Source organism: Streptomyces sp. NPDC007164 (genome assembly GCF_040634135.1).
GTDB lineage: Bacteria > Actinomycetota > Actinomycetes > Streptomycetales > Streptomycetaceae > Streptomyces > Streptomyces sanglieri.
Genome location: NZ_JBEYFB010000005.1, coordinates 16580 through 37200, shown reverse-complemented (window position 1 = coordinate 37200; position 20621 = coordinate 16580). Strand labels below are relative to the sequence as shown.

General features: G+C 71.7%; 18 protein-coding genes. 8 read left to right on the top strand and 10 right to left on the bottom strand.

What is annotated here, in order from left to right:
* Nucleotides 1–45: 45 nt before the first annotated feature.
* From ABZ622_RS10430 to ABZ622_RS10410, 5 genes are read right to left on the bottom strand one after another with little or no spacing between them, the layout of a single operon-like run.
* Nucleotides 46–2250: a trehalase family glycosidase gene (locus ABZ622_RS10430; RefSeq protein WP_360541957.1), complete on the bottom strand. Its 2205-nt coding sequence runs from the start codon at nucleotides 2248–2250 to the stop codon at nucleotides 46–48.
* Nucleotides 2247–4280: a beta-galactosidase gene (locus ABZ622_RS10425; RefSeq protein WP_360541956.1), complete on the bottom strand. Its 2034-nt coding sequence runs from the start codon at nucleotides 4278–4280 to the stop codon at nucleotides 2247–2249. The genes ABZ622_RS10430 and ABZ622_RS10425 overlap by 4 nt, the downstream gene beginning before the upstream one ends.
* Entirely contained in the window at nucleotides 4277–5134 is an 858-nt protein-coding gene (locus tag ABZ622_RS10420) for a carbohydrate ABC transporter permease (RefSeq protein ID WP_360541955.1), read from the bottom strand. The genes ABZ622_RS10425 and ABZ622_RS10420 overlap by 4 nt, the downstream gene beginning before the upstream one ends.
* Nucleotides 5131–6057, bottom strand: coding sequence for a sugar ABC transporter permease (locus ABZ622_RS10415; RefSeq protein WP_360541954.1), 927 nt, complete (start codon nucleotides 6055–6057; stop codon nucleotides 5131–5133). Before ABZ622_RS10415 ends, ABZ622_RS10420 begins: the two co-directional genes overlap by 4 nt.
* Before the next feature lie 4 nt (nucleotides 6058–6061).
* On the bottom strand, nucleotides 6062–7318 hold the full coding sequence (locus tag ABZ622_RS10410; protein ID WP_360541953.1) for a sugar ABC transporter substrate-binding protein: 1257 nt from the start codon (nucleotides 7316–7318) through the stop codon (nucleotides 6062–6064).
* Between the two features lie 226 nt (nucleotides 7319–7544).
* Between ABZ622_RS10410 and gcvPA the strand changes: the two genes are divergently transcribed.
* From gcvPA to ABZ622_RS10370, 8 genes are all read left to right on the top strand, one after another.
* Nucleotides 7545–8936 carry an aminomethyl-transferring glycine dehydrogenase subunit GcvPA gene (gcvPA, locus tag ABZ622_RS10405; protein ID WP_360541952.1) on the top strand — a complete coding sequence of 464 codons (1392 nt, stop codon included), beginning with the start codon at nucleotides 7545–7547 and terminating at the stop codon, nucleotides 8934–8936.
* Complete coding sequence (gene gcvPB / locus ABZ622_RS10400) at nucleotides 8933–10531, top strand: aminomethyl-transferring glycine dehydrogenase subunit GcvPB (protein ID WP_360541951.1); 1599 nt, start codon at nucleotides 8933–8935, stop codon at nucleotides 10529–10531. The genes gcvPA and gcvPB overlap by 4 nt, the downstream gene beginning before the upstream one ends.
* The gene (locus tag ABZ622_RS10395) at nucleotides 10528–11700 is read left to right on the top strand and encodes an NAD(+)/NADH kinase (protein WP_360541950.1); all 1173 of its coding nucleotides are present in this window, start codon (nucleotides 10528–10530) and stop codon (nucleotides 11698–11700) included. The genes gcvPB and ABZ622_RS10395 overlap by 4 nt, the downstream gene beginning before the upstream one ends.
* Nucleotides 11701–11744: 44 nt before the next feature.
* Nucleotides 11745–12491, top strand: coding sequence for an SDR family oxidoreductase (locus tag ABZ622_RS10390; RefSeq protein WP_360541949.1), 747 nt, complete (start codon nucleotides 11745–11747; stop codon nucleotides 12489–12491).
* Nucleotides 12492–12540: 49 nt separating this feature from the next.
* Nucleotides 12541–13182, top strand: a complete 642-nt coding sequence (locus ABZ622_RS10385; RefSeq protein WP_360541948.1) for a GntR family transcriptional regulator — start codon at nucleotides 12541–12543, stop codon at nucleotides 13180–13182.
* A gap of 104 nt (nucleotides 13183–13286) precedes the next feature.
* Nucleotides 13287–14504, top strand: coding sequence for a DUF4032 domain-containing protein (locus ABZ622_RS10380; protein ID WP_360541947.1), 1218 nt, complete (start codon nucleotides 13287–13289; stop codon nucleotides 14502–14504).
* Between the two features lie 71 nt (nucleotides 14505–14575).
* Nucleotides 14576–15295, top strand: coding sequence for a lysophospholipid acyltransferase family protein (locus tag ABZ622_RS10375; protein WP_360541946.1), 720 nt, complete (start codon nucleotides 14576–14578; stop codon nucleotides 15293–15295).
* Between the two features lie 64 nt (nucleotides 15296–15359).
* Nucleotides 15360–16409: an NAD(P)-dependent oxidoreductase gene (locus ABZ622_RS10370; protein WP_360541945.1), complete on the top strand. Its 1050-nt coding sequence runs from the start codon at nucleotides 15360–15362 to the stop codon at nucleotides 16407–16409.
* Between the two features lie 20 nt (nucleotides 16410–16429).
* On the opposite strand, the gene ABZ622_RS10365 is transcribed toward ABZ622_RS10370, so the two are convergent.
* Genes ABZ622_RS10365 through ABZ622_RS10345 form a run of 5 tightly spaced genes read right to left on the bottom strand, consistent with a single transcriptional unit; the run spans nucleotide 16430 to nucleotide 20620 of the window.
* A complete protein-coding gene (locus ABZ622_RS10365; RefSeq protein WP_360541944.1) occupies nucleotides 16430–17197 on the bottom strand; it encodes an urease accessory protein UreD in 768 nt (255 codons plus the stop codon).
* Nucleotides 17194–17871: an urease accessory protein UreG gene (gene ureG, locus ABZ622_RS10360; protein WP_360541943.1), complete on the bottom strand. Its 678-nt coding sequence runs from the start codon at nucleotides 17869–17871 to the stop codon at nucleotides 17194–17196. The genes ABZ622_RS10365 and ureG overlap by 4 nt, the downstream gene beginning before the upstream one ends.
* A gap of 26 nt (nucleotides 17872–17897) precedes the next feature.
* Nucleotides 17898–18560 (bottom strand): urease accessory UreF family protein, encoded by a 663-nt coding sequence (locus ABZ622_RS10355; protein WP_360541942.1) that lies wholly within the window; start codon nucleotides 18558–18560, stop codon nucleotides 17898–17900.
* A 34-nt stretch (nucleotides 18561–18594) separates the two neighbouring features.
* Nucleotides 18595–20316, bottom strand: a complete 1722-nt coding sequence (locus tag ABZ622_RS10350) for an urease subunit alpha (protein WP_360541941.1) — start codon at nucleotides 20314–20316, stop codon at nucleotides 18595–18597.
* Nucleotides 20309–20620, bottom strand: coding sequence for an urease subunit beta (locus ABZ622_RS10345; RefSeq protein ID WP_360541940.1), 312 nt, complete (start codon nucleotides 20618–20620; stop codon nucleotides 20309–20311). The genes ABZ622_RS10350 and ABZ622_RS10345 overlap by 8 nt, the downstream gene beginning before the upstream one ends.
* Nucleotide 20621: the final 1 nt, after the last annotated feature.

The following is a 20621-nucleotide window of genomic DNA, read 5'->3' as shown; positions in this document are numbered from 1 at the left end:
CGGCCCGTCACCCGCGCACTCCGGGGACCGTTGCCGTCCGCCCCCCTACTCGTCGCCGGTCAGCATCGGCAGCAACAGTGCCGCGGACCAGCTGAAGTTGGGTGAGTTGAGCGGCGCCCCGGTCGTCGGGTCGTAGTTCTCCATGATCGGACTGTCGCCCGTAAGGCCGGAGGCCTGGGTGAGGAGCCGGTCCGTCAGGGCTTGCGCGTCCCTGCCATAGCCGTATCGGCGCAGGCCGCCGAGGGCGAAGTAGGCCTGGTCGAACCAGACGGGGCCGCGCCAGTAAGCGGTCGGCGAGAAGTAGGGCGAGCTCTTCGCCACGGTCGGGAAGGGGACGGTCGTGGCGAACTCCGCCGGGTCCGTCAGTCTGTCGCGCACGGCACGGGCCTGAGCGGCGGACGCGGTGCCGGTCCACAGCGGGACGGCGCCCTCGATGCCGCGGCCGCGGGCCGTGAGCGGTGCGCCGGTGCCGAGCGCGGTGTCGTGGAACCAGCCGTCCGCCGGGTCGTACATCGTGTCGCGCACCGCGGCGGAGGTCGCGGTGGAGCGCTGCTTCCAGTGCCTGGCGTCGGCGCCGCGGCCGATCGCGCCCGCTATTCGCGCCAAGTAGCCCTGGTCCGCGGCGAGATAGGAGTTCAGGTCGACGGACTCCTGGTCGACGGAGTAGCCGAGGAGCGTTCCGTCGGCGGCCTTGTTGGCGACGATCGCGGTGCCGAGGCCGGCGTCGAAGCGGGGTGCGTTGTCCATGCCGCTCTCCCAGGCGGCGGCGAGGCGCCGCTCCTCCGGGGAGTCGTTGGCCGGGTCGACGGTGGCACCGTACTCGGCGAGACCGTTGTGGTCGTGGTCCCGGTTGCGGTACCACCAGTCCTGGTACGCGACGAGCTTCGGGTACATCTCGCGCAGGAACGCCCGGTCCCCGCTCTTCGCGTACACCTCCCACACGGCCCAGGCGGCCAGCGGGGGCTTGGAGTTGCGCTCGTTCCAGTTGCCACCGCCTCGTTCGGGGTCGTTGTAGAAGATGACGTCGGGGATCATCCCGGCGTCCTGCGGGCGGGTCCCGGAGTCCGGGCGTACCTGCCGGTCGAACATGGCGCGGATCTGCGACTGGGCCAGACCGGGCGCGAAGCGCGCCGTGCCCACCGCCTGCTTCCAGGTGTCCCAGGCCCAGATGCCGCCGGTGAACCACTTGTAGGAGATCGACGGTGTGATGCCGTCGTGCTTGATCTGTCCCGCCGCGCTGCGCCAGTTGGTGACGAGGGTCTGAAGGGACTTCACGGCCGTGCGCCGCCGCTCCGCCGGAACGCCCCGGGTCACCCCGGCGACATAGCCGCGCCAGCGCGCGTCGGACGCGGACGCCACGGAGGCGGGCCTGGCCAGTACGCCGCGGACCCTCGCCCGCTCCTCGGTGCGTTCGGCGGCGGTGAAGGTGTAGGACTCGGTCCAGTCGAAGCTGTACGAGCGGCCGGGTGCCAGGGTCACCGGCTTCGCGGCCTCGGTGCGGTACGTGTCGCCGTCCACGGTCGTGCGGACGCGGTCCTTGTGGGTGACCTCGAAGCGTTCCGTGCCGTCGGTGAGGTAGTCCCAGGTCTCGCGGACCTCTCCGAAGTCGACCCCGACGCCGGAGCCGGTGGCGGTCAGCGAAGGCGCGTCGCGCATCGGCTTGTCGGCGGGCCGCAGCAGGCTGCCCGTCCAGTCGGCGCCGAGTGTGCGGGTGGCCGGGCCGGTGTTGTGGACCTCGGCCCTGACCAGGGCGGTGCGGTCGGTGGCGAAGCGGAGTTCGAGAGTGAGGCGCAGGCCGCGGCCGAGGTCGTAGGACTGGACGAGCCGGCCCGGCAGCGAGGTGGAGCGGGGCGCGCCGCCGGCGGCCAGGTCCAGGGTGCGGCCGTGTTCGGTGAGGCGGATGCGGCTGAAGGACCTGCTGAGCCACCAGGGGTATTCCTGGGCGATGTAGAGGGGCCCGGAGAAGCCGCCGTAGGCGTCCTTGTCGCCGGCCTCCGGCAGTGCGTAGGCGTGCCAGGCGCCCCGGTCGGCGAAGACGGTGACGGGGTTGTTGTCCTCGCCGTCGCCGGGCTGGGCGGTGGTGGGGGTGCCGTGCAGGTCGAGGACGTCGGCGTAGGCGGGCGGGGGTTTCGGGTGTCCGTGGGCGTCGGCCGTCTGCGGTACGGCGAGGGCGCCGCCGGCCAGCAGGAGTGCGGTCAGCGCGCTCAGGGGACGGTGGGCGGTGCTGTGTCGGTGTCTCCGGCGGGTCATGTCGTGGTCCCTTCGGGGGAGTCGGTGGCGATGCGCAGGACGGCGGCGCCGAGCGGGCCGAGGTCGAGGTGGTCGCGGACGGCGGCTCCGGTGAGCAGGTCGGTGCCGCCGGCCCCGTAGCGGCCGGTCAGTGGTGTGCGGGTGTCGTGGTCGCCGTGGTTGAGGAGGAAGAGGTACGTGCCCTGTGCGCCGGAGCGCACGGCCGCCTCGACGCCCTCGGGTACGTCGAGCACGGGGCGTACGCCCGCCGCCCGCAGCGCTTCGTCGAGCACGGTGGCGATGCCGTCGCCGAGGTGGGCGCCGGCGTACCACGCGGTGCCGGTGCCGTAGCGGTGGCGGGTGACGGCGGGGCGGCCGGTCAGCTCGCCGGCCGCGTACGTGTCGACGGTCTCCGTGTCCGGGCCCTCGGGCTCGATCCACTCGCTCCACAGGGTGGCCCGTGCGCCGGAGGCCAGGGGCACCTCCGCGCCGTCGGGGATCGGCCAGAACTCGTCGACGGCCACGCCGAGCACGTCCCGCAGCGGTCCCGGCGCACCGCCGTCGTGGATGCGGTCGTGGCCGTCGACGACACCGCTGAAGGGTCCGCAGACGAAGTGGCCGCCGCCGCGCACGTAGGCGGCGATGCGTGCGGCGTGCTCGGGCCGCAGCAGGTGGAGGTTGGGTGCGAGGACGGCCCGGTAGCCGTCGAGAACGGCGTGCGGCGGGACGAAGTCGACGGAAACGGCGCGGGTGTGCAGCGCCGCGTACCAGGGGCGCAGCAGGTCGCGCCAGCGCATCCGGGCGGAGGGGTGGTCCTCGGCCTCCAGGGCCCACCAGGAGTCCCAGTCCAGGACGATCGCCACGTCCGCCGGGGTGGTGGTGCCGGTGATCTCGCCGAGCCGGGCGAGTTCGGCGCCGAAGCGGACGGTCTCGCGCCAGCCCCGTGAGGCGGTGCCCCGGTGCGGGAGCAGTGCGCTGTGGTACTTCTCGGCGCCGGCGCGGGAGGCGCGCCATTGGAAGTACATGATGCCGTCGGCGCCGCGGGCCAGCGCCTGGAGCGACCACAGGCGTTGCAGTCCGGGCCGCTTGGGGACGTTGACCGGCCGCCAGCTGACGGCGGACGGTGCCTGTTCGAGGAGCAGCCAGGGCCGGCCGCCCTTGAGGGAGCGCATCAGGTCGTAGTTGAGGGCGGCGTTGACGTGGGCGTGCGGGTCGGCGGGGTCCGGGTAGGCGTCGTCGGAGACGAGGTCCTCGTGCTCGGCCCACTTCCAGTAGTCGAGTGCCTTGAACATCGACATGAAGTTGGTGGTGGCCGGGATGTCCGGGCTGATCTCGCGCAGTGCCTCGCGTTCGGCGCGGTGGCATTCGAGGAGGGCGTCGGAGCAGAAGCGCCGCCAGTCCAGGAGCTGTGTCGGGTTGACCGGGCCGGGTGCGGTGCGGGGTGGTTCGATCTCGTCGTAACTGCCGTAGCGCTGCGACCAGAAGGCCGTGCCCCAGGCGTGGTTGAGGGCTTCGACGGTGCCGTGGCGGTCGGTGAGCCAGCTGCGGAAATGGTCGGCCGAGCGGGCGCAGAAGCACTCGGTGATGTGGTCGCCGTACTCGTTGTGGATGTGCCACAGGGCGAGCGCCGGGTGGTGTGCGTAGCGTTCGGCGAGGGTGCGGGTGAGGCGGAGTGCGGCGGCGCGGTACTCGGGCGAGGAGGGGCAGTAGTGCTGGCGGGAGCCGAATTCGAGGCGTACGCCGTCGGCCGTGACCGGCAGGATCTGCGGGTGGGCGCGCACCAGCCAGGCGGGCGGTGAGGCGGTCGCGGTGGCCAGGTCGACGGCGATGCCGTGGGCGTGCAGCAGATCGAGGAGCCGGTCGAACCAGGCGAAGTCCCAGGTATCCGGGCCGGGTTGGAGCCGGGCCCAGGAGAAGACGCCGACGGTCACCATCGTGACCCCGGCCTCGCGCATCAGGGCGGCGTCCTCGGCCCAGACTTCCTCGGGCCACTGCTCGGGGTTGTAGTCGCCGCCGTAGAGGATGCCCGGGACGCGGGTCGCGCGGCTCATCCCTTCACCGCCCCGCCGAGCAGTCCGGCCACGAACTGCCGCTGGAACAGCAGGAAGAGGAGCATCAGCGGGAGCGTGGCGAGGAGCGAGCCGAGCATCAGTCCGGAGTAGTCCACGTGGGAGAGCCCGGTGAGGGTGTTGAGTGCGACGGGCACGGTGTATTTGTCCTCCGAGTTGAGCATGAGCAGGGGCCAGATGAAGCTGTTCCACTGCGCCATGAACGTGAAGATGACCAGGGCGCCGAGCTGCGGGCGCACGCACGGCAGCACCACCTGGTAGAAGGTGCGCAGCTCGCCGGAGCCGTCGATCCGGGCCGATTCGAGGAGCTCGTCGGGGAAGTCGACGAAGCTCTGCCGCATCAGGAGGATGCCGAAGGAGTTCGCCAGGAACGGCAGGATCACCGCCTGGTAGGAGTCGATCCAGCCGACGCTCGCCATCATCTGGAACAGCGGCACGAGCAGCACCTGGAACGGGATCATCATGGTGGCGAGCACGACGCCGAGCAGCAGTCCCCGGCCGCGGAAGCGGTACTTGGCGAGTCCGTAGCCGCACATGGCGGAGATCAGTGAGCTGAGCGCGGTGTGGACGACGGCGATGCCCACGCTGTTGAGGAGGACCCGGCCGAAGCCGATGGTGTCCTGGAGCCGCACGAGGTTGTCGAGCAGCCGGCCGCCGGGCAGGAACGGGGGCGGCGAGTGGAACAGGTCGGACGTGGAGTGTGTCGCGGCGATCGCCATCCAGAGGAACGGCACCAGGCTGACCACGGCACCGGCGGCGAGCAGCAGCCGTACGGCGCAGCGGCCCAGGCGCCGGGCCGGGTGGACGCGTACGGGGGCCTGCTGGAGGGCGGTCACCGGCGGCGCTCCCTTCCGAAGGCGAAGTACTGGAGGGCGGAGATCGCGGCGATGAGGGCGACGACGACCCAGGCGATGGCGGCGGCGTAGCCGAAATCGAGCTGCTGGAAGCCGGTCTTGTAGAGGTAGACGACCGGGGTGAGGGTGGCGTCGTCGGGGCCGCCGCGGGTGAGGACGTAGTTCTCGTCGAAGAGCTGGAGTGTTCCGATGGTGGAGGTGATCACGCAGAACAGGACGACGGGGCGCAGCTGCGGAAGGATCACTCTGGTGTACGTGGAGAAGGTGGTGGCGCCGTCGATGGCGGCGGCCTCGTACTGTTCCTTGCCGATGGACTGGAGTCCGGCGAGCAGGATGACGGCGTTGTAGCCGGTCCAGCGCCAGGTCAGGGACGCGATCAGGGAGACGCGGGCCCAGGTGGGGCTGTTGAGCCAGTCGACCCGGCCGATGCCGACGGCGCCGAGGATCTGGTTGACGAGGCCGCCGTCGGTCTTGAGGAGCACCTGGAAGACGACGGCGTACGCGACGAGTGTGGTGACGGCGGGCAGGAAGTAGACCGCCCGCCAGGTGCCTCGGAAGCGCAGCCAGGACTGGTTGAGCAGGACGGCCAGGACGAGGGCCAGGCCGATCATGACGGGGACCTGCACGACGAGGATGACCCCGGTGTTGAACAGGGACTCCAGGAAGGCGGGGTCGTCGATCATGCGCCGGTACTGGTCGAGTCCGACCCAGCGGGTGGCTCCGGCGTCCTCGGTGGTGAAGCTCTGCAGGAGGCTGGCGCCCAGCGGGTAGGCGAAGAAGAGCACGAAGAGGACGGCTGCGGGCCCGGCGAATATCCAGGCGGTGGGGCGCCGTCGTCCGCGCCGTGCAGCGGCCGGGGCGCGGGTGGGGGCGACCGGCCGGTCGTAGGTGGTGTGGACGGCCATCGGGCTACTTCACCCTTTCGCGGCCGGTGGCGGTGGCGAGCTGCCGCGCGGCCGAGTCGAGGGCGGTGCGCGGGTCCTTGCCGCGCAGCATCACGCCGGTGACGGCGGAGATCATGATGTCGGAGGCCTTCGCGTCGTCCTTGTTGTTCTCGACCGGCGGGATGTTGCGGGCGAGCCGGGCGAACACGTCGAGGGCCGCCTGGCCGCCGAAGTACTCCTGCTTCTCGCTCAGGTACGGGTCGTCGAGCGCGGGCAGGTAGGCGGGGAAGAGGCCCTCGCGCTTGAGCATGGAGACCTGGTTCGCCCTGCCGGTGAGCAGGAACTGGATGAACGCCCAGGCGAGGCGGGGGTTCTTGCTCTGTGCGGGGACGCAGAGGGTGGAGCCGCCGATGTTGGAGGTGCGGGTGCCGTCGGCGGTGAATCCGGGCAGTGGCACCACGGTGAACCTCCCCTTCAGCTCCGGCATCTCGTCGGTGAGCGTGCCCGTCCACCAGGCGGCGGTGGGCGTGGTGGCGGCCTTGCCCTCCTTGGTGCCGGTGACGAGTCCGTCCCAGCCCTTCTCGTAGTCGACGAGCCCCTTGTCGTGCAGGGTCTTCATCAGGGTGAGGGCCTTGACGGCCTCGGGAGTGTCGACGGCGACCCGGCCGCCCTTGAAGTAGGACTGGCCCTGCTGCTGGAGCAGCATCGGCAGGATCCCGGCGTCCGTGGAGTCCATGATGAGCAGCTTGCGGCCGGTGGCCTTCTTGATACGGACGCCCGCCGCCACGTAGTCGTCCCAGGTCAGCAGCGACGTGGGGTCGACTCCGGCGGCACGGAAGTGGTCCGTGCGGCAGTAGAGCGCGCAGGGGCCGATGTCCCAGGGCAGGGCGAACACTGCGCTGTTCTTGCCGGTGACGGTGCGCCACGCGGCGCGGTCGAAGTCGCCTCCGTAGCGGCCGCCGAGGCTCGTCAGATCGTAGAAGCCGCTGGGGAAGTTTCCGGTGTAGCGCGGCATGTAGCTGCCCTCGACCGTGAGGACATCGGCGAGGCCGGAGCCGCCGCGCAGGCCCACGGTGATCTTGTCGTAGGCGTTGTCGTAGCCGATGTCGACGATGTCGACGATGGTGCCGGGGTGGCGCTTCTCGAAGTCGCCGGCGAGGCGCTTCATGGCCTTGGCGGCCACGTCCCACGACCAGACGGTGATGCTGCCGCTGACCTGGCCCCCTTCGTCGTCCTTCCTGCCGTCGATGTCCCGGGCCTCTCCGCCGCCGGCTCCGCCCATGGCACATCCGCTGACCAGGGACGATGCCGCGGCCGCGAAACCTGTGGCCAGAACAACCCGTCGGGTGGGTCTCGTTGACACTCTTGCCTCCTGGAGCCTGAATGCCTAATGCTGTATTCAGAACACTGAATGACGGAGCCTGCCGTCAAGAGGTGTACAGCCAAAGACTTCTGTTGCTGTGATTGATGACCGGACCGACCGAGTCGGCCCACGCGAAAGGCGCGGCATGACGTCATCCCAGGACTTCGTTCCCCCCTACGCCCATCCCTACATTCCCAACGCCGTGCCGGCCGTGCGGCAGGCGATGCTGGAGGAAATCGGCGCCGCGGGCGTCGAGGACTTCTACGCCGACATCCCGGACGGCATCCGGCTGCACCGCCCCCTAGACCTGCCTGCCCCACTGCGTTCGGAAGCCGAACTCACCCGCCACATGGAGGAGTTGCTCGGCCGCAACACATCGACGCGGCAGGCGCTCAGCTTCCTCGGCTCCGGCTGCTACCAGCACCACGTACCGGCGGTGGTGGACGAGGTGGTCAACCGCAGTGAGTTCCTCACGGCGTACGCGGGCGAGCCCTACGAGGACCACGGCCGCTTCCAGGCGCTGTGGGAGTACCAGTCGATGATGGCCGAGCTGCTCGACGTGGAGATCGTCAACGTCCCGGTGTACGACGGCTTCCAGGCCTCGGGCACGGCGCTGCGCATGGCCGGCCGGATCACCGGTCGCCGCCGGGTGCTGGTCGCCACCGCGATCGACGCCGACAAGCTCTCCCGCATCCGTGACTACGTTCGCCCCGACCACGACGTGACGGTGGTGCCGGTCGACCCGGACACCGGCTGCGCCGACCTCGGCGCGGTGCGCGAGGCGCTCGCCGCGGGCGACACCGCGGCGGTGTACGCGGACACCCCGTCCGCGCTCGGAATCGTCGACGAGGCGCTCCCCCGCCTCGCCGAACTCGCCCACGGGGCGGGTGCGTTGTACGTGGCGGGCTGCAATCCGCTCACGCTCGGCGTGCTCGCGCCGCCCTCCGCGTACGGCGCCGACATCGCGTGCGGCGACATCCAGCCGCTGGGCCTGCACCAGAGCTTCGGCGGCGGCAACGCGGGCTTCATCGCCACCCGTGACGAGGAGAGGCTGGTCGCCGAGTACCCGTCACGGCTGTTCGGGCTGGTGCCGACGAGCGTCGAGGGCGAGTACGGCTTCGGTGACGTCGCCTATGAGCGGACCTCGTTCGCGCTGCGCGAGGAGGGCAAGGAGTGGGTCGGCACGGCCGCCGCGCTGCACGGCATCGGTGCCGGGGTCTATCTCGCGCTGATGGGACCGCAGGGCATGCGGGAGATCGGCGGGACGATCCTCGCGCTCACCTCGTACGCGCGCAGGAGCCTCGCCGAAGTGCCCGGCATCGAGGTCCCGTACGGCGACGCCCTGCACTTCGCCGACTTCACCGTCCGCTACACGGGCGGCAGGACCGCCGCCGAGATCCGCGCCGAACTCAAGGAGCGGGGCATCTTCGGCTCCACACCGACCGGCACCCACGAAGCCGCGTACTGCGTCACCGAGGTCCACACCAGGGCCGACATCGACCTGCTCGCCGCGACCCTGAAGGAGATCGTCAAGTGACCGCCTCGCACGCGCCCGTGCCCGTCTCCCCCGAGGAGGCGCGCATCGCCCCGAAGCCTCGCCTGCGCCGGTTCCAGCAGGCGTCCTGGGACGAGAAGCTGATCTTCGAGCTGGGTTCGCCGGGCGAGCGGGGCGTCCTCGTGCCGGCCGCGGACCCGTCCGTCGGGATGCCCGCGATCCCCGCCGCCCTGCGCCGCGCCGAGCCGCCCGCCCTGCCGGAGATGTCCCAGCAGCAGGTGCTGCGCCACTACTTGCGCCTGTCGCAGGAGAACCTCGGCGCCGATCTCAACATCGACGTCGGCCAGGGCACCTGCACCATGAAGTACAGCCCCAAGGTCAACGACCAGTTCGTCCGCGACCCCCGGATCGCGGCGCTGCACCCGCTCCAGGACGAGGACACGGTCCAGGGCGTCCTCGGGATCATCCACAGCCTGGAGCAGCTGCTGAAGGAGATCTCCGGCATGGACCGGGTCTCGCTCCAGCCGGGCGCCGGCTCCGCCGCGATCTACACCAACGTCGCCATGATCCGGGCCCACTTCGCCGCGCGCGGCGAGCTGGACCGGCGCGACGAGGTCATCACGACGATCTTCTCCCACCCGTCCAACGCCGCCTGCGCGAAGACGGCCGGCTTCAAGGTCATCACCCTCCACCCGGACGCGGACGGCTACCCCGACATCGAGGCGCTGAAAGCGGCGGCCGGCCCGCGCACGGCGGCGCTCCTGATCACCAACCCCGAGGACACCGGGATCTACAACCCGCGCATCGAGGAGTTCGTACGGATCGTGCACGAGGCGGGCGGCCTGTGCTCGTACGACCAGGCCAACGCGAACGGCATCCTCGGCATCACCCGGGCGCGGGACGCGGGCTTCGACCTGTGCCACTTCAATCTGCACAAGACGTTCTCGACCCCGCACGCGTGCGGCGGCCCGGCGGCGGGCGCCTGTGCGGTCACCGAGGAGCTGGCCCCGTATCTCCCGCGCCCGACCGTCGAGTTCGACCCGGCGACCGGAAGGTACCGGCTCGACGACGACCGGCCCGAGTCGGTCGGCAAGATGCGGCCGTTCTACGGCGTCGTGCCGAACCTGGTCCGCGCCTACGCGTGGATCATGTCGCTCGGCGCGGAGGGGCTGCGGGCCGCCGCCGAGACGGCCGTGCTCAACAACAACTATCTGCTCCACAAGGTCCGGCAGATCCCGGGCGTCTCGGTGCCGTACGCGGCCGGCCGGCCGCGCGTGGAGCAGGTCCGCTACAGCTGGGAGAAGCTCCACGAGGACACCGGCCTGCACTCCGAGGACCTCGGTCTGCGCGCGGCGGACTTCGGCACGCACTACTGGACCAGCCACCACCCGTACGTGGTGCCGGAGCCCATGACGCTGGAGCCTACCGAGTCCTACACGCGCGCCGACCTCGACGAGTACGCGGCGATCCTTGCGGAGATCGCCCGCGAGGCGTACGAGGACCCGGAGACCGTGCGCACCGCGCCGCACCGTTCGACGGTCCACCGGGTACGGCCGGAGGCCCTGGACGACCCCGCGACCTGGGCGGTCTCCTGGCGCGCCTACCGCCGCAAGGTGCTCGGCGAGGCCGGTCGGTGACGCGGATCGGTCTGGTGGTCAACCCGGTCGCCGGACTCGGCGGCCGGGTGGGTCTGGGCGGCACCGACGGCCCGGACCGGCCGCGGGTGGCACTCTCACTGGGCGCACGCCCGCAGGCGGGAGAGCGCGCGGCCACGGCCCTGAGTGAACTGGCGGTTCGCCGGGGCGCGTTGGCCGACACCGGTCCGCGGGACGCCCCGGCATCCCCCGGGCTCTTCGTCGTCACCGCCGCCGGCTCCCTGGGCGCCGGCTCCGTCGCCGCGGCCGGGCTCGCGGGGCGGGTCGTGTACGCCGCGGGCACCGGACGGGACACCTCGGCCGCGGACACCGTCGCCGCGGTGCGGGCGGTCGTGGCCGAGGGCGTCGACCTGCTGCTCTTCGCCGGCGGCGACGGCACCGCGCGCGATGTGCTCGGCGCCCTCGGCGACGTGCGCTGCCCGGTCCTCGGCGTGCCGACCGGCGTCAAGATGCACTCGGCCGTGTTCGCCGTCGGCCCGCGTGCCGCGGGCGAGGTCGCGGCGGCGTGGCTCGCCCGCGCGGGCGGCGTCCGGCTGCGGGACGCCGAGGTGATGGACCGCGACGAAGACGCTCTGGGCGAGGGGCGCGTCACCTCCCGGCTCCACGGGTGGCTGCCCGTCCCCGACGTCCCGGTCCGGGTGCAGCAGCGCAAGACCGGCAGCACCGCCGTCTCGCCCGGGGCGGTCGGCGGGATCGCGGCCGAGGTCGCCGAACGGGTCGGGGAAGGGCTGCTGGTACTCGGCCCCGGCAGCACCACCCGGGCGGTCGCGGCCGCGCTCGGCGCGGGCATCTCGCTCACCGGGGTCGACGCGCTCGCCCTGCGGCCGGGCGGTCCGCCCCGGGTCGTGGCCCGCGACGCCCGCGAGGACACCCTCCTGGCACTCGGCCCCGCCCGGATCGCCCTCTCCCCCATCGGCGGCCAGGGGTTCCTCCTCGGCCGCGGCAACCAGCAGATCTCACCGCGCGTGCTGCGCGCGGCAGGTGGCCGCGAGCACCTGCTGGTGCTGTGCACGGAGGCCAAACTGGCCGCGCTCGGCGGCCGCCCGCTGCTCCTCGACACCGGCGACGACGCGCTCGACGCGGAGCTGTCCGGCCATCTTCCCGTCATCACCGGCAGGCGGCGCACCTCGCTGTACCGACTGGCCATGTGACCGCTCAACCCGGACACCCCGACCCAGAACACAAGGAGCCCAGGATGATCTCCCTCGACGGCAAGCGCGCGATCGTCACCGGCGGCGGAGCCGGTATCGGCCGTGCCACCGCCCAGGTCCTCGCCGAGCTCGGCGCCCGCGTGGTGATCGCCGACATCGACACCGACGGCGGTGAACGCACCGCGAAGGACACCGGAGGAACCTTCGTACGCTGCGACGTGTCACGGCGCGAGGACTGCGAGGCCGTCGTGCGGGCGGCCGAGGAGGGGTTCGGCGGTGTGGACGTCCTGTTCAACAACGCCGGGATCATCCGCCGTTCCACGGTCTGCGAGATCACCGAGGACGACTGGGACCTGGTGATGGCCGTGAACATCCGCTCGGTGATGCTGATGAGCCGCCTGGTGATCCCGGGGATGGCGGCCCGGGGCGGCGGCTCCATCGTCAACACCGGCTCCGGATGGGGCATCCGCGGTGGTGTCCGGGCCGTCTCGTACTGCGCGTCGAAGGGCGCCGTAGTCAACATGACCCGCGCCATGGCCATCGACCACGGCCCCGACAACATCCGCGTCAACTGTGTCTGCCCCGGCGACACGGCGACCGGGATGCTCGCCGAGGAGGCCCGCCAGCTCGGCGAGAGCTCCGACGCGTTCTACGCCGACGCCGCCGACCGGCCGCTCGGCCGGATCGGGCAGCCCCGGGACATCGCGCAGACGGTGGCGTTCCTCGCCTCCGACGCCTCGGCGTTCCTGAGCGGGGCGATCATCCCCGTCGACGGCGCCGGTACCGCGTGATGCGCCGGTAGCGGATAATCGACCGGACCGAAGGGGAGGGCAGCCTCACATGCCAATCGAAAACCGCCCGCTGCGCGAACAGGTCAAGGAGGAACTGATCAAGCGCCTCGGGCGCGGCACGATCGCGACCGGCTCGCCGATCAACGAGGGGCAGCTCGCCACCGAGCTCGGCGTCAGCCGTACTCCGCTGCGCGAGGCGCTGATCACGCTGGAGCGTGAGGGCGTCATCACCAGCGAGCGCGGCAAGGGCTTCCGCTTCACGCCGCTCAGCGCGCAGGAGTTCCGCGATCTGTCCGCGATCGTCGCGACGCTGGAGGCGCTCGCCCTGGAGTCCAGCGATCCCGAGCACCTGGCGGCGACGGCACCGCGCCTCCTGGAGGAGGCCCGCGCGTTCTCGGTCCCGCAGGCCCCGCACGACGTCATAGAGCGCTACGACGACGCGTGGCACGACCTGCTGCTGTCCGGCTGCACCAACGACCGCCTGATGAAGCTGATCACCTCCCTGAAGGTGACGATGCACCGCTACGAGCGGGTGGCCCTGGGCGACCAGGACATCCTGGAGCGTTCCGCGGAGGAGCACGAACGGATCGCCGAATGCCTGCAACGCGGCGATCTCGACGCGGCCGTCGCGGCGCTCAAGGAGAACTGGAACAGCGGGATGCACCGGATCCTGGAGCACCTGAAGGACTGATGCCGCGGGGCGGTGGTGCGGGCCCCGCACGGGTCTTGACCCGCACCGCCTCCTCGGGGTCCGATCACGGTGGACCCGCCGCTCGACCCAGGGACTGTGACCGCATGACTCTGCAGATCAGCGCCACCAACCCCGAACACCCGGCCCTCCTGCTCGAACTGCCCTGGCACATCCCCCTGGAGCAGTGGCCCGACGAGTACCTCGTGCCGCTCCCCCGCGGCATCTCCCGCCACGTGGTGCGCTACGCGCGGGCGGGCGAGGAGACCGTGGCCGTGAAGGAGCTGGCCGAGCGGCCCGCGCTGCGCGAGTACGAACTCCTGCGTACGCTCGACCGGCTCGGGATACCCGCCGTGGACCCGCTCGCCGTGGTCACCGGCCGGACCGAGGCCGACGGCTCGCCCCTGGAACCGGTTCTGATCACCCGTCATCTTGGCGGTTCGCTGCCCTACCGGTCGATGTTCGAGACGACCATGCGCCCCGGCACGGTGCACCGCCTGATGGACGCCCTGGCCGTCCTGCTCGTACGGCTGCATCTGACCGGGTTCGCCTGGGGGGACTGCTCACTGTCCAACACCCTGTTCCGGCGGGACGCGGGCGCTTACGCCGCCTATCTCGTGGACGCCGAGACCGGTGAGCTGCACCCCCGGTTGAGCGACGGACAGCGCGGATACGACATCGAGCTGGCCCGGGTCAACATCAGCGGGGAGATGCTCGATCTGGAGGCGGCCGGCGCGCTGCATCCGTCCATCGACCCGATCGCGTTCGGCCTGGAGATCGAGGAGCGCTACCAGGCGCTGTGGACGGAGCTGACCCGCACCTCCGTCTACCCGGCGGGCAAGCACCACTACATGGAGCGTCGCATCCGCCGTCTCAACGACCTGGGTTTCGACGTCGCCGAGATGCAGATCTCGCACTCGGACCAGGGGGACACGGTCACGTTCGTGCCCAAGGTGGTGGACGCCGGCCATCATCAGCGCCAACTCCTGCGGCTCACCGGGATGGACGCGGAGGAGAACCAGGCGCGGCGGCTCCTGGGCGACCTGGAGGGCTGGATGGCCACCCAGGACGACTACGCCCCCGGCGACCGGCACGGCGCCCGCACCGAGGTGCTGGCCCACCGCTGGGTCCGGGAGATCTTCCGGCCCACCGTGCGCGCGGCGCGCGACCACGTGCCCGCCCGGATGGACGCGGCCGAGCTCTACCACGAACTCCTGGAACACCGCTGGTACCTGTCCGAGCAGGCCCAGCACGACATCGGACTCGACGCGGCGGTCGAGGACTACGTCAGGAAGACGGCTGCAGCGGACGACGGCTGCACATAGGCTGCCCTCCCGGAGCCGTTCCCTGGCGAGCCCAGGGATGATCCCAGACGAGAGGCCCTAGGAGCCGCCCCGTGTTCTACCACGTGCTCAAATACGTCTTCATCGGGCCGCTTCTCCGATTGTTCTTCCGCCCCAGGATCGAGGGTCTGGAACACATCCCGGAGGACGGCGCGGCCATCGTCGCCGGCAACCACCTGTCGTTCTCCGACCATTTCCTGATGCCCGCGATCCTCAAACGGCGCATCACCTTCCTCGCCAAGGCCGAGTACTTCACCGGGCCGGGTGTGAAGGGGCGGCTGACCGCCGCATTCTTCCGCGGGATCGGGCAGATCCCGGTGGACCGCTCCGGCAAGGAGGCCGGGCAGGCGGCGATCCGTGAGGGGCTCGGAGTGCTGAGCCGGGGCGAACTGCTGGGGATCTACCCGGAGGGCACCCGCTCGCACGACGGCCGGCTCTACAAGGGCAAGGTGGGCGTCGCCGTCATGGCGATCAAGGGGCAGGTGCCCGTGGTGCCGTGCGCGATGGTGGGTACGTTCGAGATCCAGCCGCCGGGGCAGGTCGTCCCGCGCATCAAGCGCGTCACCATCCGCTTCGGTGAGCCGCTGGACTTCTCCCGCTACGCCGGGCTGGAGAACCAGAAGGCGGCGGTCCGGGCGGTCACCGACGAGATCATGTACGCGATCCTGGGGCTCTCGGGTCAGGAGTACGTCGACGAGTACGCGGGCAAGGTGAAGGCCGCGCAGGCCGAAAAGGCGGCGCGGTCGCGGAAGTTCCCGAAACTGCGACGCTGACAGCGGATCCGCGCTCGGTGAACTTCGCGGGTCCGGGCGCCCGGCCGGACCTAGCGTCGGTCCCATGAGCAGAGGAAACGCGTGGGTGCTGGGTGCGACGGGACAGATCGGCCGGGTGGCGGTACGGTCGCTCGTCGAGGACGGCTGGGAGGTGACGGCCGCTTCGCTGGGCGGCGGCCGGGACGCGGAGTGGGACGGAGCGGTGCGCACGACCGCCCTGGACCGGAACGCCGAAGGGGCGCTCGCGGCGGCGCTGGGCGACGGCTGTGACGTACTGGTCGACATGGTGGCGTACGACGCGGGCCATGCCCGCCAGCTGACCGGGCTCGCGGACCGGATCGGTTCGGCGGTGGTGATCTCCAGCGGTGCGACGTACGAGGACGACCGGGGCCGCAGCTTCGACACACAGGGCGAACCCGACGGTGCTCCGCACTACCCGCTGCCGATCCCGGAGTCGCAGCGCACCGTGCCGGCCGGCGACACGACGTACGCCACGCGGAAGATCGAGCTGGAGCGGGATCTGCTGGCGGCCGGGGACGCGCTGCCGGTGACGCTGTTGCGGGCCGGGGCGATTCACGGGAAGCACTGCCGATCGCCGCGTGAGCTGTTCTTCGTGAAGCGGCTCGTGGACGGCCGCGACCGGCGGGTGCTCGCGTTCGGCGGCGAGTCCCGCTTCCACCCGGTCCATGCCTCCAACCTGGCCGAGCTGATCCGGCTCGCCGCCCTGCGGCCGGGTTCGCGGGTGCTGAACGCCGGGGATCCGCAGGCGCCGACGGTCGCGGAGATCGGCGAGGCCGTCGACGCGGTGTTCGGCCGCAGCACCTCGACGGTGCTGTCGGCGGGCCCGCCCGGGGAGGACGGCGTCGGTGGGACGCCCTGGAGCAGCCCCCACCCCATCGTGTACGACATGACGGCCGCCGAGCGTGAGCTCGGGTACCGGCCGGTCACCGGCTATGTGCAGTCGCTCCCGGAGACGGTGGAGTGGATCGCGGCACGGCTTACGGGCCGGGACTGGACGGAGGCCTTCCCCGCGATGCTGCGCTCGTACGGGAAGAAGCTCTTCGACTACGCGGCGGAGGACGCCTGGCTGGCTGCGTACGACCGGCGGGGGTGAGACGGGGCGCTCGGGGTTCATCACCCCGCGGCGGCGTCGAGCAGCTCGTTCAGCGCCTCGTCCAGGACGCCGCGAAGTCGGCGCGCATCGGCGGCGAGGGCGGTGACCAGCACCGCCGGGCCGGCGAGCGGGGTGAGCACGGCGGTGTCCCCGAGCATCCGCGCTTCGCGGCGCCTCTCCTCGAACACCGGGTCCACTACGAGGAGTTGCCCCACGGCCCGGTGGCCGCCCAGGACCGCCGCACCGTCCCAGCCGCCGGGGGCGCCCGGCCCGTACGCCAGCTGCTGGTCGATGAGCGGCCGGCCCGCGCGGTGCACGGTGAGACGGCCGACGAGGGTGCCGGTGGTCTCGGCATGGCGACCGAGGATCAGTTCCTCGCGGAGCACCAGGCGTGCGGTGGGAGCGAGCCGGACCCGGGTGGTCGTGTGCAGAACGCTGCCGTGCGCCGAGACGAGCTGTTCCGGCAGCCAGCGCAGCTCCGCCCGCTCCTGGACACTCAACTCGGTGTCGTACGTGGCAGGTTCGCGCCCCTCCCCCGGCAGGGCCACGGTCGCCGCCGCCGAGTCGACGGTGAGCCGGGCGCCTTCGCCGACCCGCGTCACGATGCCGAGCCGGTCCCCGCCGAGCGGTGCGCTCATGGCGCCGACCACGGTGACCCGGGCGCCGGACCCGGTCGTGGTCCGGGTGTGGCGCAGGGCGAACGGTCCGTCGCCCGCCAGCACGGGCAGCGAGGTGACGCCACGGCCGTCCAGGGCCGCGGTGATCCGGGCGGTGGCCCGGACGCTCATGCGGTCCAGGCGGCGAGCCGGCCGCGGACCCAGTCGGCGACGGGCCTCACGCCGTCCTCGCTCTTGAGGGAGGTGAAGGCGACGGGGAGTTCCCCGCGCTGGGCCCCGGCGTCGCGGGCCATGCCCGCCAGGTCGGAGCCGACATGGGGGGCGAGGTCGGTCTTGTTGATGACGAGCAGGTCGGAGGTGGTGACGCCGGGGCCGCCCTTGCGCGGGATGTCGTCGCCGCCGGCCACGTCGATGACGAAGATCTGTGCGTCGACGAGGCCCTTGGAGAAGGTGGCGGTGAGGTTGTCGCCGCCGGACTCGACCAGGATCAGATCGAGCGGGCCGACGCTGTCCTCCAGGTCTTCGACGGCTTCGAGGTTGGCGGAGATGTCGTCGCGGATCGCGGTGTGCGGGCAGGCGCCGGTCTCGACGGCCTGGATGCGTTCGGGCGGCAGGACGGCCTCACGGAGCAGGAAGGCGGCGTCCTCACGGGTGTAGATGTCGTTGGTCACCACCGCGATGGACAGCTCGTCGCGCAGGGCCCGGCACAGGGCGGCGACGGTCGCGGTCTTGCCGGAGCCGACCGGTCCGCCGAGCCCGATACGCAGGGCGCGCCGGGTGCCGTCCGGGCGGGCGGCGTCGGCGCTCACAGCGGCGGGGCCGTGCCGGTCGTGGTCGAGGTGCATGGGTGCGGCTCCTGATTCGTGCGGGTTCATGAGGCGAACAGACGGACCGGCCAGGCCGCGTGAGCCTCGGCGGTGATGTCCAGGAGGGGCGCCGAGGCGGCGGGCAGCGCGTCGATGGTTCCGTGCGCGGCCGCGGCGGCCCGTGCGGCGATCCGGTCGAGTTCGGGTGCGAGGCGGGCGAGTACGGCGGTGGCCTCGAAGGGGTCGAGGGAGAGCAAACGGACTACCGCGGTGGCCGGTGCGCCGACGGTTTCGTAGGCGGCGCAGTGTGCGGCGTCCTCGGGGCCGAGCCCCGCCGAGCGTGCGGTGAGGCCGAGGACGACCGGCTGGTGGGCGCCGCGCGGCCGGGCCCCGGCGAGCGCGGCGAGTTCGGGGCTCGGCCAGGTGGCGCGGGCCGCCCGCATCAGCTGCCGGCCGAGCCTGCGGGCGACGGCGCGCAGAGCGGGTGACGGGGTGCGGGCGTCGGCGGCCTCGTCGAGCGCGAGCGGGTCGTGGCCGTGGGCGGCTGCCGCGGCGAGTGCGGCGGCCGTGAGTCCGGTGGTGTGCAGACGGCCCCGGCAGAACTCGGTGAGGTCCTCGGCGTTACGGATCCGGCCCGCCTTCACGGCCGGTTCGGCCCCGCCGGAGTGGGCATGGCCGCCGGCGGGGAACCGGCCGTCGGCGAGGACGAGCAGGGCCGCCCGGCTCATCGCACGCCCCGTTCCGGGCTGGATGCGTTCCGCATCAGAAGAGGAAGTAGCGCTGGGTCATGGGCAGTTCGGCGGCCGGTGCCGGTTCGACCGGTTCGCCGTCGATCGTCACGGCGAAGCTGTCGGGGTCGACGTGAACCTGTGGCAGCGCGTCGTTCTCCCGCATGTCCGCCTTGGTGACGCCGCGCGTACTGCTGATCGGCACGAACCGCTTGCCGAGACCGAGGCGCTCCGGCAGCCCGTCCCGGACGGCGGCTTCGGCCACGAAGTTGAAGGAGTTGCCCTCCGGTGAGCGGCCCACCGCGCCGAACATCGGGCGGGGCAGCACCGGTTGCGGAGTCGGGATGGAGGCGTTGGCGTCGCCCATCTGCGCGTAGGCGATCTGGCCGCCCTTGATCACGGTCTGCGGCTTGACGCCGAAGAACGCCGGCTCCCACAGCACCAGGTCGGCGAGCTTGCCCGGCTCGACCGAGCCGATGTCCCGGTCGAGCCCCTGGGCGACCGCCGGGTTGATGGTGTACTTGGCGACATAGCGACGCACTCGCCGATTGTCGGCCCGTCCGTCGCCGGGCAGCGCTCCGCGCCGCTTCTTCATCACATGGGCGGTCTGCCAGGTGCGCAGGACGACCTCGCCGATGCGGCCCATCGCCTGGGAGTCGGAGGAGATGATCGAGATGGCCCCGAGGTCGTGGAGGATGTCCTCGGCCGCGATGGTGGAGGGCCGGATCCGGGATTCCGCGAAGGCCAGGTCCTCCGGCACGGCCGGGTTGAGGTGATGGCAGACCATCAGCATGTCGAGGTGTTCCTCGATGGTGTTGACGGTGTGCGGCCGGGTCGGGTTGGTGGAGCTGGGCAGGACGTACGGCTCGGACACGACGCCGATGATGTCGGGTGCGTGTCCGCCGCCGGCGCCTTCGGTGTGGTACGCGTGGATGGAGCGTCCGGCGATGGCGGCGAGGGTGTCGGCGACGAATCCGGCCTCATTGAGGGTGTCGGTGTGGATGGCGAGCTGGGCGCCCGTCTCCTCGCAGACGCCCAGGCAGGTGTCGATGACGGCGGGGGTGGCGCCCCAGTCCTCGTGGATCTTGAACCCGAGTGCACCAGACCGGAGTTGGGAGTGCATGGCCTCGCGCGACATGGTGTTGCCCTTGCCGAGCAGCCCGATGTTGACGGGGTGGGCGTCCAGCGCCGCGAACATCCGGGCGAGGTGCCACGGCCCCGGGGTGATGGTGGTGGCCCTGGTGCCTTCGGCCGGTCCGGTGCCGCCGCCGACCAGGGTGGTGATCCCGCAGGAGAGCGCCTGGTCGATCAGGGTCGGCGAGATGAAGTGGACATGCGCGTCGATCGCCCCGGCAGTGAGGAACTTGCCGTTGCCCGCGATGATCTCGGTCTCGGGGCCGATGACCAGGTCGGGGTGGACGCCGTCCATGGTGTCCGGATTCCCGGCCTTGCCGATCCCGGTGATCCGGCCGTCGCGGATGCCGATGTCCGCCTTGACGACGCCCCAGTGATCGATGATCACGGCGCCGGTGACGACGGTGTCCGGGGCGCCCTCGGCGCGGGTGGTGCGGGCCTGTCCCATCGACTCGCGGATGACCTTGCCGCCTCCGAACACGGCCTCGTCACCGGCGAGTCCGGGGCCGCCCGAGCGGTCCTCCTCGATCTCGACGAGCAGATCGGTGTCGGCCAGCCGGATGCGGTCACCGGTCGTGGGGCCGAACAGGTCGGCGTACACGGCACGTTCGAGTTCAGCCATCGAGGGCACCTCCGGTCTCGCCGCGCAGACCGGGGACGATGCGCCGTCCGGCGAGCGGGACCAGTTCGATGTCGACCGGGATGCCGGGTTCGAAGCGCACGGCGGTGCCGGCGGCGATGTTCAGCCGCAGTCCGCGCGCGGCCGAACGGTCGAAGTCCAGGCCGGGGTTGGCCTCGGCGAAGTGATAGTGCGAGCCGACCTGGACGGGCCGGTCCGCGGCGTTGAGCACGGTGAGGCGGGTGACGGTGCGCCCCTCGTTGAACGGCACGGGCCCGTCCGCGTACAGGATCTCTCCGGGAATCATC

Coding starts and splice junctions, on each gene's coding strand:
- ABZ622_RS10430 (WP_360541957.1), bottom strand. CDS start 2,250: ATGACCCGCCGGAGACACCGACACAGCACCGCCCACCGTCCCCTGAGC.
- ABZ622_RS10425 (WP_360541956.1), bottom strand. CDS start 4,280: ATGAGCCGCGCGACCCGCGTCCCGGGCATCCTCTACGGCGGCGACTAC.
- ABZ622_RS10415 (WP_360541954.1), bottom strand. CDS start 6,057: ATGGCCGTCCACACCACCTACGACCGGCCGGTCGCCCCCACCCGCGCC.
- ABZ622_RS10410 (WP_360541953.1), bottom strand. CDS start 7,318: ATGGGCGGAGCCGGCGGCGGAGAGGCCCGGGACATCGACGGCAGGAAG.
- gcvPA (WP_360541952.1), top strand. CDS start 7,545: ATGACGTCATCCCAGGACTTCGTTCCCCCCTACGCCCATCCCTACATT.
- ABZ622_RS10390 (WP_360541949.1), top strand. CDS start 11,745: ATGATCTCCCTCGACGGCAAGCGCGCGATCGTCACCGGCGGCGGAGCC.
- ABZ622_RS10385 (WP_360541948.1), top strand. CDS start 12,541: ATGCCAATCGAAAACCGCCCGCTGCGCGAACAGGTCAAGGAGGAACTG.
- ABZ622_RS10380 (WP_360541947.1), top strand. CDS start 13,287: ATGACTCTGCAGATCAGCGCCACCAACCCCGAACACCCGGCCCTCCTG.
- ABZ622_RS10370 (WP_360541945.1), top strand. CDS start 15,360: ATGAGCAGAGGAAACGCGTGGGTGCTGGGTGCGACGGGACAGATCGGC.
- ABZ622_RS10365 (WP_360541944.1), bottom strand. CDS start 17,197: ATGAGCGTCCGGGCCACCGCCCGGATCACCGCGGCCCTGGACGGCCGT.
- ureG (WP_360541943.1), bottom strand. CDS start 17,871: ATGCACCTCGACCACGACCGGCACGGCCCCGCCGCTGTGAGCGCCGAC.
- ABZ622_RS10355 (WP_360541942.1), bottom strand. CDS start 18,560: ATGAGCCGGGCGGCCCTGCTCGTCCTCGCCGACGGCCGGTTCCCCGCC.
- ABZ622_RS10350 (WP_360541941.1), bottom strand. CDS start 20,316: ATGGCTGAACTCGAACGTGCCGTGTACGCCGACCTGTTCGGCCCCACG.
- ABZ622_RS10345 (WP_360541940.1), bottom strand. CDS start 20,620: ATGATTCCCGGAGAGATCCTGTACGCGGACGGGCCCGTGCCGTTCAAC.